The 15,778-nt window shown below is 60.9% G+C and carries 13 protein-coding genes; 2 read left to right on the forward strand and 11 right to left on the reverse strand.

The window, feature by feature from the left end; translation table 11 throughout:
* Window positions 1-75 precede the first annotated feature (75 nt).
* Window positions 76-939: a pirin family protein gene (locus ACNQP3_RS19550; protein ID WP_012273343.1), complete on the forward strand. Its 864-nt coding sequence runs from the start codon at window positions 76-78 to the stop codon at window positions 937-939.
* Window positions 940-971: 32 nt separating this feature from the next.
* Here the strand turns inward: ACNQP3_RS19550 and ACNQP3_RS19555 are convergent, their stop codons facing one another.
* The 4 genes from ACNQP3_RS19555 to ACNQP3_RS19570 all read right to left on the reverse strand — a co-directional run bounded on the left by ACNQP3_RS19555 (window position 972) and on the right by ACNQP3_RS19570 (window position 4,689).
* Window positions 972-1,697 (reverse strand): dienelactone hydrolase family protein, encoded by a 726-nt coding sequence (locus ACNQP3_RS19555; protein ID WP_012273344.1) that lies wholly within the window; start codon window positions 1,695-1,697, stop codon window positions 972-974.
* A gap of 61 nt (window positions 1,698-1,758) precedes the next feature.
* A complete protein-coding gene (gene htpG / locus ACNQP3_RS19560; RefSeq protein ID WP_264316355.1) occupies window positions 1,759-3,663 on the reverse strand; it encodes a molecular chaperone HtpG in 1,905 nt (634 codons plus the stop codon).
* 70 nt (window positions 3,664-3,733) lie between these two features.
* Window positions 3,734-4,216, reverse strand: coding sequence for a PaaI family thioesterase (locus ACNQP3_RS19565; protein WP_012273346.1), 483 nt, complete (start codon window positions 4,214-4,216; stop codon window positions 3,734-3,736).
* Window positions 4,213-4,689: a PaaI family thioesterase gene (locus tag ACNQP3_RS19570; RefSeq protein ID WP_012273347.1), complete on the reverse strand. Its 477-nt coding sequence runs from the start codon at window positions 4,687-4,689 to the stop codon at window positions 4,213-4,215. The genes ACNQP3_RS19565 and ACNQP3_RS19570 overlap by 4 nt, the downstream gene beginning before the upstream one ends.
* 154 nt (window positions 4,690-4,843) lie before the next feature.
* On the opposite strand from ACNQP3_RS19570, the gene ACNQP3_RS19575 reads away from it, so the two are divergent.
* On the forward strand, window positions 4,844-5,146 hold the full coding sequence (locus tag ACNQP3_RS19575) for a hypothetical protein (protein ID WP_012273348.1): 303 nt from the start codon (window positions 4,844-4,846) through the stop codon (window positions 5,144-5,146).
* Window positions 5,147-5,212: 66 nt separating this feature from the next.
* Here the strand turns inward: ACNQP3_RS19575 and ACNQP3_RS19580 are convergent, their stop codons facing one another.
* The 7 genes from ACNQP3_RS19580 to ACNQP3_RS19610 all read right to left on the reverse strand — a co-directional run bounded on the left by ACNQP3_RS19580 (window position 5,213) and on the right by ACNQP3_RS19610 (window position 15,700).
* Entirely contained in the window at window positions 5,213-5,962 is a 750-nt protein-coding gene (locus ACNQP3_RS19580) for a DUF599 domain-containing protein (protein WP_012273349.1), read from the reverse strand.
* Between the two features lie 216 nt (window positions 5,963-6,178).
* On the reverse strand, window positions 6,179-7,492 hold the full coding sequence (gene brnQ, locus ACNQP3_RS19585) for a branched-chain amino acid transport system II carrier protein (RefSeq protein ID WP_012273350.1): 1,314 nt from the start codon (window positions 7,490-7,492) through the stop codon (window positions 6,179-6,181).
* Window positions 7,493-7,864: 372 nt separating this feature from the next.
* A complete protein-coding gene (gene sucD / locus ACNQP3_RS19590) occupies window positions 7,865-8,749 on the reverse strand; it encodes a succinate--CoA ligase subunit alpha (protein WP_003254203.1) in 885 nt (294 codons plus the stop codon).
* Window positions 8,749-9,915 carry an ADP-forming succinate--CoA ligase subunit beta gene (gene sucC, locus ACNQP3_RS19595; RefSeq protein ID WP_008091914.1) on the reverse strand — a complete coding sequence of 389 codons (1,167 nt, stop codon included), beginning with the start codon at window positions 9,913-9,915 and terminating at the stop codon, window positions 8,749-8,751. The genes sucD and sucC overlap by 1 nt, the downstream gene beginning before the upstream one ends.
* 172 nt (window positions 9,916-10,087) lie before the next feature.
* Window positions 10,088-11,524: a dihydrolipoyl dehydrogenase gene (gene lpdA / locus ACNQP3_RS19600; RefSeq protein WP_012273351.1), complete on the reverse strand. Its 1,437-nt coding sequence runs from the start codon at window positions 11,522-11,524 to the stop codon at window positions 10,088-10,090.
* Between the two features lie 93 nt (window positions 11,525-11,617).
* Window positions 11,618-12,826: a 2-oxoglutarate dehydrogenase complex dihydrolipoyllysine-residue succinyltransferase gene (gene odhB, locus ACNQP3_RS19605; RefSeq protein WP_264316356.1), complete on the reverse strand. Its 1,209-nt coding sequence runs from the start codon at window positions 12,824-12,826 to the stop codon at window positions 11,618-11,620.
* Between the two features lie 42 nt (window positions 12,827-12,868).
* Window positions 12,869-15,700 carry a 2-oxoglutarate dehydrogenase E1 component gene (locus ACNQP3_RS19610; protein WP_264316357.1) on the reverse strand — a complete coding sequence of 944 codons (2,832 nt, stop codon included), beginning with the start codon at window positions 15,698-15,700 and terminating at the stop codon, window positions 12,869-12,871.
* Window positions 15,701-15,778: the final 78 nt, after the last annotated feature.

Below are 15,778 nucleotides of genomic sequence, written 5' to 3' on the forward strand. Positions count from 1 at the left end.
GCAAACGAGACGGTTCAGCCGAAGCGGGCAAACCGCTATGCTGGGTGCACACCCACCTCGCCTGGAACACACCCCATGAGCAGCCCCCTGATCATCCGCCCGCGCGCCGAATCGGTCGAGGGCCAGCCGATCCTGCGCCCGCTGCCTTCGGCCCAGTGCCGCAGCGTCGGCCCGTTCGTGTTCTTCGACCATATGCTCGAAACCGACTATGCCCCCGGGCATGGCATGGACATCCGCCAACACCCGCATATCGGCTTGTCGACCCTCACCTACCTGTTTGAAGGGGCGATCCTGCACAAGGACAGCCTCGGCTCGGCACAGCGTGTGCTGCCGGGTGATGTCAGCTGGATGACCGCAGGCAGCGGCGTGGCCCACGTCGAGCGCACCCCAGAAGATGCCCTGGCCCATGGCTCGCGCCTGCATGGGCTGCAGGTATGGCTGGCATCGCCGCGCGAGCATGAGCAAGGCCCGGCAAGCTACAGCCATCACCCGGCCGCGAGCCTGCCCGTCAGTGACAGCCTGGGGGTGCGCATCTGCATGATTGCAGGCAGCGGGTTCTGCCTGGAGTCACCGGTACCGGTGCTCTCCCCTACCCTTTATGCCCATGTACGGATGCAGCCGGCAACCACCTTGCCGATACCCACCGAGCATGCGCAGCGAGCACTGTACCTGCTGGATGGCGAGTTGCAGATGAACGACGCGGACGTGGAGCCGTGCAGCCTGGTGGTACTGCCAGAGGGCGAAGACGTGACACTGTACGCGGAGGGTGAGTGCCAGCTGGTGCTGATTGGCGGGGAGCCGCTGGATGGTCCACGGCGGATGAACTGGAACTTCGTGGCCAGTGACCCGGAGCTGATCGAGCAGGCCAGGGCACGCTGGGCGGCGAGGGATTGGCCAGTGGTGCCCGGGGAAACCTCCAGGATCGAGCTGCCACGGTAATGTTGGGGGCCGCGTTACGGCCCCCTGCGATCTCAACGCTGGAACACTTCCGTCAGCAGGTTATGCATCGACCGGAACGCCCGCTCCGAGGTACGGCGGTCGTACTGCATCTTACCCGGCACATTGGCATTCGGGTCGGTGAACGAGTGCACTGCCCCGCCATAGCTCAGCAACTGCCAGTCCACCTTGGCGGCGTTCATCTCGTCCTCGAACGCCGGCAGCTGCTCTTTCGGCACCAATGGGTCGGCAGCGCCATGCAGCACCAGCACCGAGCCCTTGATGCGCTTGGCATCCTCCGGGTTCGGCGTGTCCAGGGTGCCGTGGAACGACACCGCCGCACGCAGGTCGGCGCCGGTACGCGCCAGCTCCAGCGCACAGCAGCCACCGAAGCAAAAGCCGAAGGTTGCGACCTTGCCCGGCTCCAGTAGCGCCTTCGACTGCCCCAGCAACTGCGCCAGGGCTTCCTGCATGCGCTTGCGCAGCTCGCTGCGATCATTCTTCAACGGCATCATCGCCGCACCCGCCTCGTCGGCGTTGGACGGGCGCACCGATTGACCGTACAGGTCGGCAATCAACACCACGTAGCCCTTCTCGGCCACTTCCTTGGCGATACGCTCGGCGCCTTCGCCAATGCCCATCCAGTTCGGCGCCATCACCAGGCCGGGCTTCGGCAGCGCACCTGGCTCATAGACCAGGCGGCTTTCATAGGTTTTGCCGGACAGGTGATAAACCAACGATTCGACGATTACCTTGCTCATCAAGCACTCCTTAGCTCACCATGAAAAAAGCCCGCCGAAGCGGGCTTTCCTGTGCATCAACTCAAGCAGACAGCTCGACCAGCAGCTTGTTCAGGCGACGAACGTACGCCGCCGGGTCCTTCAGGCTGTCACCGGCCGCCAGGGCCGCCTGATCGAACAGGATGTGCGACAGCTCGGCGAAGCGGTCTTCGCTCTGCTCGTTGTCCAACTTCTCGATCAGCGGGTGGCTCGGGTTGAACTCGAAGATCGGCTTGGACTCCGGCACCTTCTGCCCGCTGGCTTCCAGAATCTGACGCATCTGCAGGCCCAGGTCCTGCTCGCCAATGGCCAGGATTGCCGGCGAGTCGGTCAGGCGGTGCGACACGCGCACTTCGGCCACGCTGTCACCCAGCGCGCCTTTCAGGCGCTCGACCAGGCCTTCCTTGTCCTTGGCGACTTCTTCCTGGGCTTTCTTGTCTTCTTCCGAATCCAGCTTGCCCAGGTCCAGATCGCCACGGGCGATGTCAACGAAGGCCTTGCCGTCGAATTCGTTGAGGTAGCTCATCAGCCACTCGTCGATACGGTCGGTCAGCAGCAGCACTTCGATGCCTTTCTTGCGGAAGACTTCCAGGTGCGGGCTGTTCTTGACCTGCGCGTACGACTCGCCGGTGAGGTAGTAGATCTTGTCCTGGCCTTCCTTCGCACGGGCCAGGTAGTCGGCCAGGGCGACGCTCTGCTCGCCGCTGTCGTCCTGGGTGGAAGCGAAGCGCAGCAGGCCGGCGATTTTCTCCTTGTTGGCGAAGTCTTCGGCCGGGCCTTCTTTCAACACTTGGCCGAAGTTCTTCCAGAAGCCCTTGTACTGCTCGGGTTCGTTCTTCGCCAGTTTCTCCAGCATGTCCAGCACGCGCTTGGTGAGCGCGGTCTTCATCGAATCGATGATCGGGTCTTTCTGCAGGATTTCACGCGACACGTTCAGCGACAGGTCGTTGGAATCGACCACACCCTTGATGAAGCGCAGGTACAGCGGCAGGAACGACTCGGCCTGGTCCATGATGAACACACGCTGCACGTACAGCTTCAGGCCGCGCGGTGCTTCGCGCTGGTACAGGTCGAACGGCGCACGGGCCGGCACGTACAGCAGCGAGTTGTATTCGAGCTTGCCTTCGACCTTGTTGTGGCTCCAGGCCAGCGGGTTTTCGAAGTCATGGCCGATGTGCTTGTAGAACTCCTGGTACTCCTCGTCCTTCACCTCGGTGCGCGAACGGGTCCACAGGGCGCTGGCGCGGTTGACGGTTTCCCACTCTTCGGCCGGCTGTTCTTCACCTTCAGCGCCAGCCTGCTCTTTGGGCAACTGGATCGGCAGAGCGATGTGGTCGGAGTATTTCTTGACCACGTTGCGCAGGCGCCAGCCATCAGCGAATTCCAGTTCGTCCTTCTTCAGGTGCAGGACGATGCGGGTGCCGCGCTGTGGCTTGTCGATGGTGGCGACTTCGAACTCGCCCTCGCCTTTCGACGACCAGTGCACACCCTCGGCCGCTGGCTGGCCAGCACGGCGACTGTACACGTCAACCTTGTCGGCAACGATGAACGCGGAGTAGAAGCCCACGCCGAACTGACCGATCAGGTGCGAGTCCTTCTTCTGGTCACCGGTGAGGTTCTTCATGAAGTCGGCGGTGCCGGACTTGGCGATGGTACCCAGGTGGGCGATGACGTCTTCGCGGCTCATGCCGATGCCGTTGTCCTCGAGGGTCACGGTACCGGCGTCCTTGTCGAAGCTCAGGCGAATTTTCAGGTCGGCGTCGCCTTCGAGCAGCTCTGGCTTGCCCAGGGCTTCGAAACGCAGCTTGTCAGCGGCGTCGGAGGCGTTGGAAATCAGCTCCCGCAGGAAGATTTCCTTGTTGGAGTACAACGAGTGAATCATGAGGTGCAGCAGCTGCTTCACCTCAGTCTGGAAGCCCAACGTTTCCTTTTGTGTTTCCACAGTCATGGTCTTCGAAACTCCGATCTGATGACAGTTGGCGCCTGGCGGCCAGTTCGGCCAGCGTTAACGGCGGATGTCATTCAGATGGGGGCTGCCCAGATGATTTCAAGGGCTTTTCCGGTTCGATCTTGAAATGCGCACGGGCTGTGGCAATCGGCGTCTGCTTGTCGCCTTGCCAGGCGGTAATGGCCACGTTGGTCACTCGGCGGCCCTGGCGCCACAGTTGGCACTGGGCGTAAGTGTCACGAAAATGCCCGGCGCGCAGGTAGTCGATGGAAAAGTCGATGATCTTTGGAATGCTGGCGCTCTCGCTGTAGATCAGCAGGTACAGCGCTGCCGACAACTCCATGAAGCCGGCGATCACGCCGCCATGGATGGCCGGCAATAACGGGTTGCCGATGTTGTCCGCACTGGCGGGCAGGCGGAACAACAAGTCATCGCCCTGGCGTTCACATTCGATGCCGATCAGCCCGGCATAGGGAATCAGCGCCAGCAATGGCCTGTAGTCGCCCACCGCATGGGCAGCGTTCAGTTGCTGACGAACCGCATGCGGAATCATGCCTCGCCCTCCTTCAGGCTGTTGCCAAAACGGATGCCACCCTTGATCTCCTGACCCAGGCGCATGAACGTACCCACCACCTGGCAGATTGGCTGTGCGGGGTCATCCTGATAGGCGGTGCCACGGGTGAAGATCACGTCACGGGTAACCCGATAGCATTGTGCATGGCCGTAGATGTCCTTGCCGGCCTCGGCCGGGTGCATGTAGTCGATGCGCAGGTCCAGCGTCGGGCACACTTCGAAGCGCGGCAGCACGCACAGCGTGGCCATGCCGCAGGTGGTGTCCATCAGTGTGGTCAGCGCACCGCCATGCACGGCGCCGGTTTGCGGGTTGCCGACAATGGCCGGTGACCAGGGCAGGATCAGGGTCATGCCATCGCCATCGGCTTGCGCCACGCGCATCTGCAACAGCTGACAATGTTTCAATGCCGAAAGAAAACGCTCGGCCATGGCCATCAAGGTTGAATCACTCATTGGCGCTTCCCACTGGCTGCGCTGCAGCGGCATAAATTCGTTAAAAAGTCTATATAGAACACGGCGTTATATATCTGTAACCTTCGCGGAACTTATTCCGCGTAGTTGCACTCGAAGGAACAAGTCACTTATTCCACCAAGGAGAAACACCCCCATGCGTAAACCTTTTGCTTTTGCTCTGATGCTGGCTGCTGCCATGGGCCTGGCCGCTTGCGATAAAGCGAGCGAAGACAAAGCCCAGGACGCACAGCAACACGCCGAGCAAGCCCAGGAAAAAGCGGGCGAAGCTCAGGATAAAATGAACGAAGCCGCTAAGGAAAACGCCGAAGCCGCCAAAGATCAGGCCGAAGCCGAGCAGAAGGCTGCCGAAGAAGCCGCTCCGGCTACTCCGGCTCCAGAAGCCGCGCCAGCCACCCCGGCACCAGAAGCTACTCCAGCCGAACCTGCCAAGCAGTAATTGGCTAAAACAAAAAACCCGACTTTGTCGGGTTTTTTTGTATCTACAACATTTGGATTAATCGTTTCAGTTGCTGGCAGCAGTACTTTCTTTGACCGGCTCGTTGGTGACACTTTCGGTAGGTGTGAACACCATCACATCCAGCACATCCGAATGGAACTCTCGCCGGTACAGAATAAGCACTACCCCGACACTCATGGCCATGAACAGCCATGGGCTGATGAACCAGCTCAACATGGCCATGCCGAAGTAATACGAACGCAAACCCAGGTTGAATTGGTTAGCTGCCAACGACAATACCCGAGCCGCCCGTGAAGCGAATGCCTTGCGCTCCAGCTCATTGACCAGCCGCTCGCCGATCATCGGTGCCGAACCCACCAGTACGGCGGCGAAGTTGTATTGGCGCATGCACCAGCTGAAGGTGAAGAAGGCGTAGACAAACACCGTGGCCAGGCACAGCAACTTGATCTCCGACATGCCTTGAGAGGTCTGCTGCACCAGCGGCAAGTCGGCCAGCAACGACAGCGCCCGGTCGGACGCCCCAAGCACGGTAAGGATACCGGCGAGAATGATCAGGGTACTGGACGCAAAGAACGACGCGTTGCGCTCGAGGTTACCGATTACGCTGGCATCGGCAATGCGGTTGTCGCGCAGCAGCATGCGGCGCATCCAGTCTTCGCGGTACAGGTGCAGCACGCTGGCCAGGCATGCGGTGTCACGGCCCTTCCAGATGGCATAGCGGGTATAACCCCCCCAGCACAGGGCGAACCAGGCCACGGCCAGCAGGTTGTTGAGGTTGCTTTGGATAAAGTTCATGCAGGGTTCCCGAGAGGGCCAGGTGCCTAGAGAATAGGGACCGGGTTTCGACGCTGGCAAGCGGCAAAAGGCACACACCGTCCTGAATTTTCCACTGATCATGCCGGCAAACAAAAAGCCCCGCATCCTTGCGGATACGGGGCTTTCCTGCCTAGGCCCTTGGCGAGCACCTTTCGGCTTGTGGCCGGCGCCGCCCTCAGGCTTCGACTTAACAGGTCAGGCCAGCGCCTCGCGCGGCTTGCCGAGCATGCGGTCGCAAGCCACGGCGCCAACCAGGGTCACCACGGAAGGCACAAGCCAGGCCAGGCCCTGGTCGCTCAACGGCAGATGCGCCATGAAGTCCGGCAGCACATGGGCAATGCTGCTGCCCTTGATTGCGTCAACCATGCCGAACACCAGCGACACCAGCATCACCGGCGCCAGGATGCGGGTCGGCGAGTTCCACAGGTCCTTCACGAAGCTCAGGCCAACCACCACGATGCAAGGCGGGTAAATGGCGGTAAGCACCGGGATCGAGAACATGATCAGCTTGGTCAGGCCAAGGTTGGAGATCAGCAACGAGAAGCCGGCCAGGATCACCACCAATGCACGGTACGACAGCGGCAGGATCTGGCTGAAATACTCGGCGCAGGCACAGGTCAGGCCAACTGCGGTCACCAGACAGGCCAGTGCGATCAACACGGCCAGGAAGCCGCTGCCCAGCGAGCCGAAGGTGTGCTGCACGTAAGCATGCAGAACCGCAGCACCGTTGGTGGCATCAGCCGCGATGTCATGGCTGCCGGCACCCAGACGGAACAAGCTGACATACACCAGCGCCAGGCCAACACCTGCGATCAGGCCGGCGATGATGGCGTAGCGGGTGATCAACTTCGGCGACTCGACACCGCGCGAGCGGATGGCGTTGACGATGACGATACCGAACACCAAGGCACCCAGGGTGTCCATGGTCAGGTAGCCATCGGAGAAGCCCTTGGAGAACGCAGCCGCAGCATAGGCAGGCTGTGCCTCACCAATGGTCCCGGCCGGCAGCGCGAAGGCAGCGATGCCCAGCACGGCCAGAGCGATGATCTTCAACGGCGCCAGGAAGCGGCCCACGGTGTCGAGCAACTTGCCAGGGTACATGGACACGGCCAGTACCACGGCGAAGTACACCAGGCTGTAGATGAACAGCGCCAGCGGGCTTTCACCGGTCAGCGGTGCAACACCCACTTCGAACGACACGGTCGCGGTGCGCGGGGTGGCGAACAGCGGACCGACCGACAGGTAGCACACGGCTGCCAGCAGGCCGCCGAAGAACTTGCCGATCGGGCTGCTCAGGGCATCCATGCCGCCACCGACCTTGGCCAGCGCGACCACGGTGATGACTGGCAGGCCCACGGCAGTGACCAGGAAGCCCAGGGCTGCCATCCACACGTGCGGACCAGACTGCAGACCGACGATAGGCGGGAAGATGATATTGCCTGCGCCAACGAAAAGCGCAAACGTCATAAAGCCAAGCGCCAGGATATCCTGGCCTTTGAGAACTTTCATTTAAGGTAGTACCACACTGCTGAAATCGGGATTCGAGAGGGGATTTCCCTTTGGATGAGGGGAAATGCTGCCCGGCTTGATAGGCCAGACCCGTTTAGCGTGTCGTTCCCTTTTGGGGTACGGGCACAGAGTGAACGCGTAATGTAACTGTTTTGTCAGTTAAACGCACTGGCACAGTGCTGCTTGTCCGATGTGCGTACATGTTTGTCGTCTGTGCGACCGAAGACAGTAAGAATTATCCTCCACTTGAAAACTTCGTCTGTACGAAAATTCCTATCAAACTCATCAAGTTTCCTCGCCGCCCGTGATGCCCCCAGAAACGACAAAGGCCACCCGAAGGTGGCCTCTGTGCGCGTGGGGGGTGTAGCAGTATTACTTCTTGGCTTCCCAGCCAGTCAGCTCGGCCAGGGCCTTGCCGATGTCAGCCAGGGAACGCACGGTCTTCACACCAGCGTCCTGCAGGGCGGCGAACTTCTCGTCCGCAGTGCCCTTGCCGCCGGAGATGATGGCGCCAGCGTGGCCCATGCGCTTGCCCGCAGGTGCGGTAACACCAGCGATGTAGGAAACGACTGGCTTGGTCACGTGGGCCTTGATGTAGGCCGCAGCTTCTTCTTCAGCCGAACCGCCGATCTCACCGATCATGACGATCGCTTCGGTCTTCGGGTCTTCCTGGAACAGCTTCAGGATGTCGATGAAGTTGGAGCCCGGGATCGGGTCACCGCCGATGCCGACGCAGGTCGACTGGCCGAAGCCGGCGTCGGTGGTCTGCTTCACAGCTTCGTAGGTCAGGGTGCCGGAACGCGAAACGATACCGACCTTGCCTGGCAGGTGGATGTGGCCTGGCATGATGCCGATCTTGCACTCGCCCGGGGTGATGACACCTGGGCAGTTAGGGCCGATCAGGGTCACGCCCAGCTCGTCGCACTTGACCTTGGCATCCAGCATGTCCAGGGTAGGAATGCCTTCGGTGATGCAGACGATCAGCTTGATGCCGCCGAAGGCAGCTTCCAGGATCGAGTCTTTGCAGAACGGAGCCGGTACGTAGATGACCGAAGCGTCAGCGCCGGTAGCTTCCACGGCTTCCTTGACGGTGTTGAACACCGGCAGGCCCAGGTGGGTGGTGCCACCCTTGCCTGGGGTTACGCCGCCGACCATCTTGGTGCCGTAGGCGATGGCCTGTTCGGAGTGGAAAGTACCTTGCGAGCCGGTGAAGCCCTGGCAGATGACTTTGGTGTCTTTATTGATCAGGACGCTCATTACTTGCCCTCCGCAGCTTTGACAACTTGTTGAGCAGCGTCGGTCAGGCTGGTTGCCGCAATGATGTTCAAACCGCTTTCTGCCAGTACTTTAGCGCCCAGTTCGGCGTTGTTGCCTTCGAGGCGAACCACAACCGGAACTTTAACGCCGACTTCTTTCACTGCACCGATGATGCCTTCGGCAATCATGTCGCAGCGAACGATGCCGCCGAAGATGTTGACCAGAACGGCCGCGACATTGCTGTCGGACAGAATGATCTTGAACGCTTCGGTAACGCGCTCTTTGGTAGCACCACCGCCAACGTCGAGGAAGTTGGCCGGCTTGCCGCCGTGCAGGTTGACGATGTCCATGGTACCCATGGCCAGGCCAGCACCGTTGACCATGCAGCCGATGTTGCCTTCCAGGGCCACGTAGTTCAGCTCGAAGCTGGCAGCGTGGGCTTCACGAGGGTCGTCCTGAGACGGGTCGTGGAAGGTTTTCAGCTTAGGCTGACGGTACATGGCGTTTGCGTCGATGTTGATCTTCGCATCCAGGCAGTGCAGGTCGCCGTCGGCCTTGATGACCAGCGGGTTGACTTCCAGCAGGGCCAGGTCATGTTCTTTGAACAGCTTGGCCAGGCCTACGAAAATCTTGGCGAACTGTGCAACTTGCTTGCCTTCCAGACCCAGCTGGAATGCCAGTTCACGACCCTGGAACGGCTGAGCGCCGACCAGCGGATCGATAGTAGCCTTGATGATCTTCTCAGGAGTTTCGTGAGCGACTTTCTCGATGTCCACGCCACCTTCGGTGGAGGCCATGAACACGATACGGCGGCTCGAGCGATCGACTACAGCGCCCAGGTACAGCTCTTTGGCGATGTCAGTGCAGGATTCGACCAGGATCTTGGTCACTGGCTGACCGTTGGCATCGGTCTGGTAGGTTACCAGGCGCTTGCCCAACCATTGCGCAGCGAACGCCTTGGCGTCTTCCTTGCTGCGAACCAGCTTGACGCCGCCCGCTTTGCCGCGACCACCCGCGTGAACCTGAGCTTTTACAACCCACTCGGAACCGCCGATCTTGTCGCAAGCTTCTGCTGCAGCTTCAGGGGTATCGACTGCGAAACCCTTGGAAACTGGCAGGCCGTATTCAGCGAACAGCTGCTTACCCTGATACTCGTGAAGATTCATGCTTTTTACCGTCTTCGTTAGGTACTGCGCTTCGGCGCTGCGCCATTACTGGCGCCGCACCACCTGTGACCGTTGACCCCGGGTTTTCCCATGTGATCCGGTCCGGCGGACGTTCCGCGGTGAGTCATGCACGCAAGACTCACGACGGGCTGCCCGCCGTGGTTTCTTATAATTAACGCTTCTTACGGTTGGCCACGTGAATGGCGCCGCCATTCACTGCCAGCGCTGCTTCATGCAACGCTTCGGACAGGGTCGGATGGCTGAAGACCATCATGCCCAGATCCTCGGCACTGGTGCCGAATTCCATTGCGATTGCGCCCTGCTGCACCAGTTCGGCAGCCGATGGGCCAATCACGTGTACACCCAGGACGCGGTCGGTCTTGGCATCGGCGATGACCTTGACGAAACCACCGGTGTCGTTGGCAGCCATCGCACGGCCGCTGGCCGCGAACGGGAAGGTGCCCACGTTAACCTCAACGCCCTCGGCCTTCAAGGCCTGTTCGGTCTTGCCGACCCATGCGATTTCCGGGTGGGTGTAGATAACCGACGGGATCAGGTCGTAGTTCATCTGGGCCTTGTGGCCTTTGATGCGCTCGACCACCATGATGCCCTCTTCCGACGCCTTGTGGGCCAGCATCATGCCGCGTACCACGTCACCGATGGCGAACACGCCCGGAACGCTGGTGGCACAGTGATCGTCGACGAAGATGTAGCCACGCTCGTCGATGGTCACGCCGCTGTCGGCAGCCAGCAGATCGGTGGTCACCGGGCGACGGCCGACCGCGACGATCAGCTTGTCGAAGGTGATCTTCTGCTCGCCTTCGGCGTTGGTGTAGGTGACTTCGACTTCGTTGCCGTTGACTTTCGAGCCGGTGACGCGAGCGCCCAGCTTGATGTCCAGGCCTTGCTTGGTCAGGGTCTTCTGGGCTTCTTTCGACACAGCGGTGTCGGCAGCCATCAGGAAGGTGTCCAGGGCTTCCAGGACAGTGACTTCAGCACCCAGACGAGCCCATACCGAACCCAGCTCCAGGCCGATCACGCCAGCACCGATAACGCCCAGGCGCTTCGGTACGGTCTGGAATTCCAGGGCGCCGGTGGAGTCGACGATGACGTTCTGGTCGACCGGGGCCGGTGGAATGTCGATCGGGCGCGAGCCGGAAGCCAGGATCACGTTCTCGGCTTCGATGACTTCGGTGGTGCCGTCAGCCTTGGTGACTTCGACTTTTTTGCCCGCCAGCAGCTTGCCGTGGCCCTGGATCGAAGTAACGCCGTTGGCCTTGAACAGGGTGGCAACGCCACCGGTCAGGTTCTTGACGATGCCAGCCTTGCGGCCAACCATCGCGGCGACGTCCATCTTCACTTCGCCAGTGGAGATACCGTGGACGTTGAAGCTCTCTTTGGCTTCCTTGTATTTCCAGGAGCTGTCCAGCAGCGCCTTGGAAGGAATGCAACCTACGTTCAGGCAGGTGCCGCCCAGGGCCAGCTTGCCCTCGGCGTCGGTGTACTTCTCGATACAGGCAGTCTTCAGACCAAGTTGGGCTGCCTTGATGGCAGCCACATAGCCGCCAGGACCTGCACCAATCACCACTACGTCGAATTTCTGGGTCATAAAAGATTCCTTATCAGCTACAAGCTACAAGCCGCGAACCGCGCGGCATGGCTTCTTGCGAAGCCAAGGCCGGCACGGTACGCAGCCAGAGGGTTAGATGTCCAGCAGCAGGCGAGACGGATCTTCCAGCAGGTTCTTGATGGTGACCAGGAAGGTTACCGCTTCCTTACCATCGATCAGGCGGTGATCGTAGGACAGTGCCAGGTACATCATCGGGCGAATCACGACCTGACCATTGACGGCCATCGGGCGCTGGATGATGTTGTGCATGCCGAGGATCGCGGCCTGCGGCGGGTTGACGATCGGGGTCGACATCATCGAACCGAAGGTACCGCCGTTGGTGATGGTGAAGGTACCGCCGGTCATTTCTTCGATCGACAGTTTGCCGTCACGGGCTTTCTTGCCGAAGGTGGCAATGCCGTTCTCGATTTCAGCCAGGCTCATCGACTCGGCGTTGCGCAGTACCGGGACCACCAGGCCACGGTCGCTGGAAACCGCAACACCCACGTCAGCGAAGCCGTGGTAGACAATGTCGTTACCGTCGATCGAGGCGTTGACAGCCGGGAAGCGCTTCAGGGCTTCGGTGGCGGCCTTGACGAAGAACGACATGAAGCCCAGGCGTACGCCGTTATGGGTCTTCTCGAACAGGTCCTTGTACTTCGAACGCAGGGCCATGACTTCGGTCATGTCGACTTCGTTGAAGGTGGTCAGCATGGCCATGTTCGACTGGGCTTCGACCAGACGCTCGGCGATCTTGGCACGCAGGCGAGTCATCGGCACGCGCTTCTCGGTGCGGTCGCCAGCGGCGACGACAACCGGTGCAGCAGCGGCAGCAGGCTTGGCAGCCGGTGCAGCGGCAGGGGCCGACTTCTTGTTGGCAACAGCAGCCACCACGTCTTCCTTGGTGACGCGACCGCCTTTGCCAGTACCGGCAACGGTAGCCAGGTCGATGCCGTTTTCTTCAGCCAGCTTGCGCGCGGCCGGGGCAGCAACCGGGTCATCTTCGCCAGCATCAGCCGGAGCAGCAGCAGGCGCGGCAGCTGCGGCTGGAGCGGCGGCAGCACCGCCTTCAACGATCGAACCCAGCACTTCGTCGGACAGGACGGTGTCGCCCTCGCCCTTGACGATGTCGCCCAGCACGCCATCGGCGGTAGCCAGAACTTCCAGGACAACCTTGTCGGTCTCGATGTCGACGATCAGCTCGTCACGCTTGACGGCTTCGCCCGGCTTCTTGTGCCAGGTGGCAACGGTGCCATCGGCAACCGATTCCGGGAAGGTTGGGGCTTTGATCTCGATAGCCATTATCAGTGTTTCCTTAAATTCGGTTTCAGGTGCGCGAAGGCGTTAGACAGTGAAGGCGTCTTGCAGCAGTTTTTCCTGCTGTTCGGCGTGCTTCGAAGCGTAACCACAGGCTGGCGCGGCAGAAGCGTCGCGACCGGCGTACTCCAGGACCAATGCCTTGTTGTGGCGGCCCAGGATACGGCGCATGTGATGCTGACTGCTGTACCAGGCGCCCTGGTTCATCGGCTCTTCCTGGCACCATACGGCGTGCTTGAGGTTGCTGTATTGCGCCAGGATTTCGACCAGGTCGTCCTCCGGGAACGGGTACAGCTGCTCGAGACGCAGGATGGCGATGTCTTCACGGCCTTCGGCACGGCGTTTTTCCAGCAGGTCGTAGTAGACCTTGCCGCTGCACAGCACCAGGCGCTCGACCTTGGCCGGATCGATTGCGTCGATTTCCGGGATCACGGTCTGGAACGAGCCTTCTGCCAGGTCTTCCAGCGTCGAGATGGCCAGTTTGTGGCGCAGCAGCGACTTCGGCGTCAGGACGACCAGCGGCTTGCGCAGCGGGCGAATGACCTGGCGACGCAGCAGGTGGTAAATCTGTGCCGGCGTCGTCGGTACGCAGACCTGGATGTTGTGCTCGGCGCACAGCTGCAGGTAACGCTCCAGACGCGCGGAGGAGTGCTCCGGCCCCTGCCCTTCATAGCCGTGTGGCAGCAGCATGGTCAGGCCACACAGGCGGCCCCACTTGTGCTCACCACTGGTGATGAACTGGTCGATCACCACTTGCGCACCGTTGGCGAAGTCGCCGAACTGGGCTTCCCAGATCACCAGCGCGTTCGGCATGGTGGTGGAGTAGCCGTATTCGAAGGCCAGTACCGCCTCCTCGGACAGGAACGAATCGTACAGATCGAAACGTGGCTGGCCAGGGAACAGGTTCTGCAACGGAATGTAGGTGCTGGCGTCCTTCTGGTTGTGCAGCACCGCGTGACGGTGCGAGAAGGTGCCACGGCCGATGTCCTGGCCGGTCATGCGGATCGGGTGACCTTCGAACTGCAGGGTGGCGTAAGCCATGGTCTCTGCATAACCCCAGTTGATCGGCAAGCCACCGGCCTGCATCTTCTGACGGTCTTCGTAGATCTTCGACACCTGACGCTGGACCACGAAACCTTCCGGCAGCTCGAGCAGCTTGGCCGACAGATCCTGCAGGGTCTTGAGGTCGAAACGGGTGTCGTGACGCGCGGTCCAGGCATGGCCCAGGTACGGACGCCAGTCGACGAACAGCTCGCGGTTCGGCTCCTTGACCAGGCTTTTCACCACGTGCAGGCCATTGTCCAGCGCGTTGCGGTACTCGTCGATCTTGGCCTGAGCGCGCTCGGCGTCGATGCGACCGGCCTGGATCAGCTGCTCGGCATACAGCTCACGGGTAGTGCGCTGCTTGCTGATTTGCTGGTACATCAGCGGCTGGGTGCCGTTCGGCTCGTCAGCCTCGTTGTGACCACGGCGACGGTAGCAGACCAGGTCGATGACCACGTCACGCTTGAACTGCATGCGGTAGTCGATGGCCAGCTGGGTGACGAACAGCACGGCTTCCGGGTCATCGCCGTTCACGTGCAGGATCGGTGCCTGGATCATCTTGGCAACGTCGGTCGCGTACTCGGTGGAGCGCGCATCCAGTGGGTTGCTGATGGTGAAACCAACCTGGTTGTTGATCACGATGTGCACGGTACCGCCGGTCTTGAAACCGCGGGTCTGCGACATCTGGAAGGTTTCCATGACCACGCCCTGGCCAGCGAACGCAGCGTCGCCGTGGATCGAGATCGGCAGCACCTTGTCGCCAACGGTGTCGTTGCGGCGGTCCTGACGGGCGCGCACCGACCCCTCGACCACCGGCGAAACGATTTCCAGGTGGGACGGGTTGAACGCCATGGCCAGGTGCACTTCGCCACCCGGGGTCATCACGTTCGAGGAGAAGCCCTGGTGATACTTCACGTCACCGGAGCCCAGCTCGTTCATCTTCTTGCCTTCGAACTCGTCGAACAGCTCGCGCGGGTTCTTGCCGAAGGTGTTCACCAGCACGTTCAGGCGGCCACGGTGGGCCATGCCGATCACGACCTCCTTGGCGCCGTAAGAGCCGGAACGCTGGATCATTTCATCCAGCATCGGAATCAGGCTCTCGCCGCCTTCAAGGCCGAAACGCTTGGTGCCCGGGTACTTGGTGCCCAGGTACTTTTCCAGGCCCTCACCGGCGGTCACGCGCTCGAGCAGGTGGGCCTGCACGTCAGCGGAAAACTCCGGACGGCCGCGCACGCTTTCCAGGCGCTGCTGGAACCAGCTGCGCTGCTCGGAATCGACGATGTGGGTGAATTCGGCGCCAATGGTGCGACAATATGTCTTCTGGAGTGCATCGAAGATGTCGCGTAGGCTCGCCTCCTCTTTGCCGATGAACAGGTCGCCGGCACGGAAGGTCGTATCAAGATCGGCATTGGTCAAGCCGTAGTGATTGATCGACAGGTCTACGGGCGCAGGGCGCTGCCACAACCCCAACGGGTCGAGCTTGGCAGCCTGATGGCCGCGCATACGATAGGCCTGGATCAGTCGCAGAACTTCAACCTGCTTCTTCTCGTGTTCACTGCTCACGCTCCCGGCGGAAACCGGTTGGGCGCGGCGCTGGTTCTTTGCCAGCAGTACGAAATGGTCGCGGATTGTCGAGTGCGATACATCAGTAGCGGTGCTGCCGTCGGCTGGCAACTTCTGGAAGTAAGTGCGCCACTCTTCTGGCACAGCGTTAGGGTCGTGCAGGTAGAGCTCGTAGAGCTCTTCCACATATGCAGCGTTACCACCTGAAAGGTGGGCGCTATCCCACATGCGCTGCATCACGCTTTCTTGCATGCTTGGTCACCCTCGATTAGGGGACTGATCGGCGAGAGCCACAGCAAACCTGGAAAAGTCCGAAAACAGCGACTGAAC

The sequence above is a fragment of the Pseudomonas sp. LFS074 genome (assembly GCF_047978165.1).
GTDB lineage: Bacteria > Pseudomonadota > Gammaproteobacteria > Pseudomonadales > Pseudomonadaceae > Aquipseudomonas > Aquipseudomonas putida_P.

Excerpts from the sequence above, each read along its gene's own strand:
- brnQ (WP_012273350.1), bottom strand. The coding sequence starts at position 7,492 with ATGAAAGTTCTCAAAGGCCAGGATATCCTGGCGCTTGGCTTTATGACG.
- ACNQP3_RS19580 (WP_012273349.1), bottom strand. The coding sequence starts at position 5,962 with ATGAACTTTATCCAAAGCAACCTCAACAACCTGCTGGCCGTGGCCTGG.
- ACNQP3_RS19570 (WP_012273347.1), bottom strand. The coding sequence starts at position 4,689 with ATGAGTGATTCAACCTTGATGGCCATGGCCGAGCGTTTTCTTTCGGCA.
- odhB (WP_264316356.1), bottom strand. The coding sequence starts at position 12,826 with ATGGCTATCGAGATCAAAGCCCCAACCTTCCCGGAATCGGTTGCCGAT.
- sucD (WP_003254203.1), bottom strand. The coding sequence starts at position 8,749 with ATGAGCGTCCTGATCAATAAAGACACCAAAGTCATCTGCCAGGGCTTC.
- ACNQP3_RS19555 (WP_012273344.1), bottom strand. The coding sequence starts at position 1,697 with ATGAGCAAGGTAATCGTCGAATCGTTGGTTTATCACCTGTCCGGCAAA.
- sucC (WP_008091914.1), bottom strand. The coding sequence starts at position 9,915 with ATGAATCTTCACGAGTATCAGGGTAAGCAGCTGTTCGCTGAATACGGC.
- ACNQP3_RS19610 (WP_264316357.1), bottom strand. The coding sequence starts at position 15,700 with ATGCAAGAAAGCGTGATGCAGCGCATGTGGGATAGCGCCCACCTTTCA.
- ACNQP3_RS19550 (WP_012273343.1), top strand. The coding sequence starts at position 76 with ATGAGCAGCCCCCTGATCATCCGCCCGCGCGCCGAATCGGTCGAGGGC.
- ACNQP3_RS19575 (WP_012273348.1), top strand. The coding sequence starts at position 4,844 with ATGCGTAAACCTTTTGCTTTTGCTCTGATGCTGGCTGCTGCCATGGGC.
- lpdA (WP_012273351.1), bottom strand. The coding sequence starts at position 11,524 with ATGACCCAGAAATTCGACGTAGTGGTGATTGGTGCAGGTCCTGGCGGC.
- ACNQP3_RS19565 (WP_012273346.1), bottom strand. The coding sequence starts at position 4,216 with ATGATTCCGCATGCGGTTCGTCAGCAACTGAACGCTGCCCATGCGGTG.
- htpG (WP_264316355.1), bottom strand. The coding sequence starts at position 3,663 with ATGACTGTGGAAACACAAAAGGAAACGTTGGGCTTCCAGACTGAGGTG.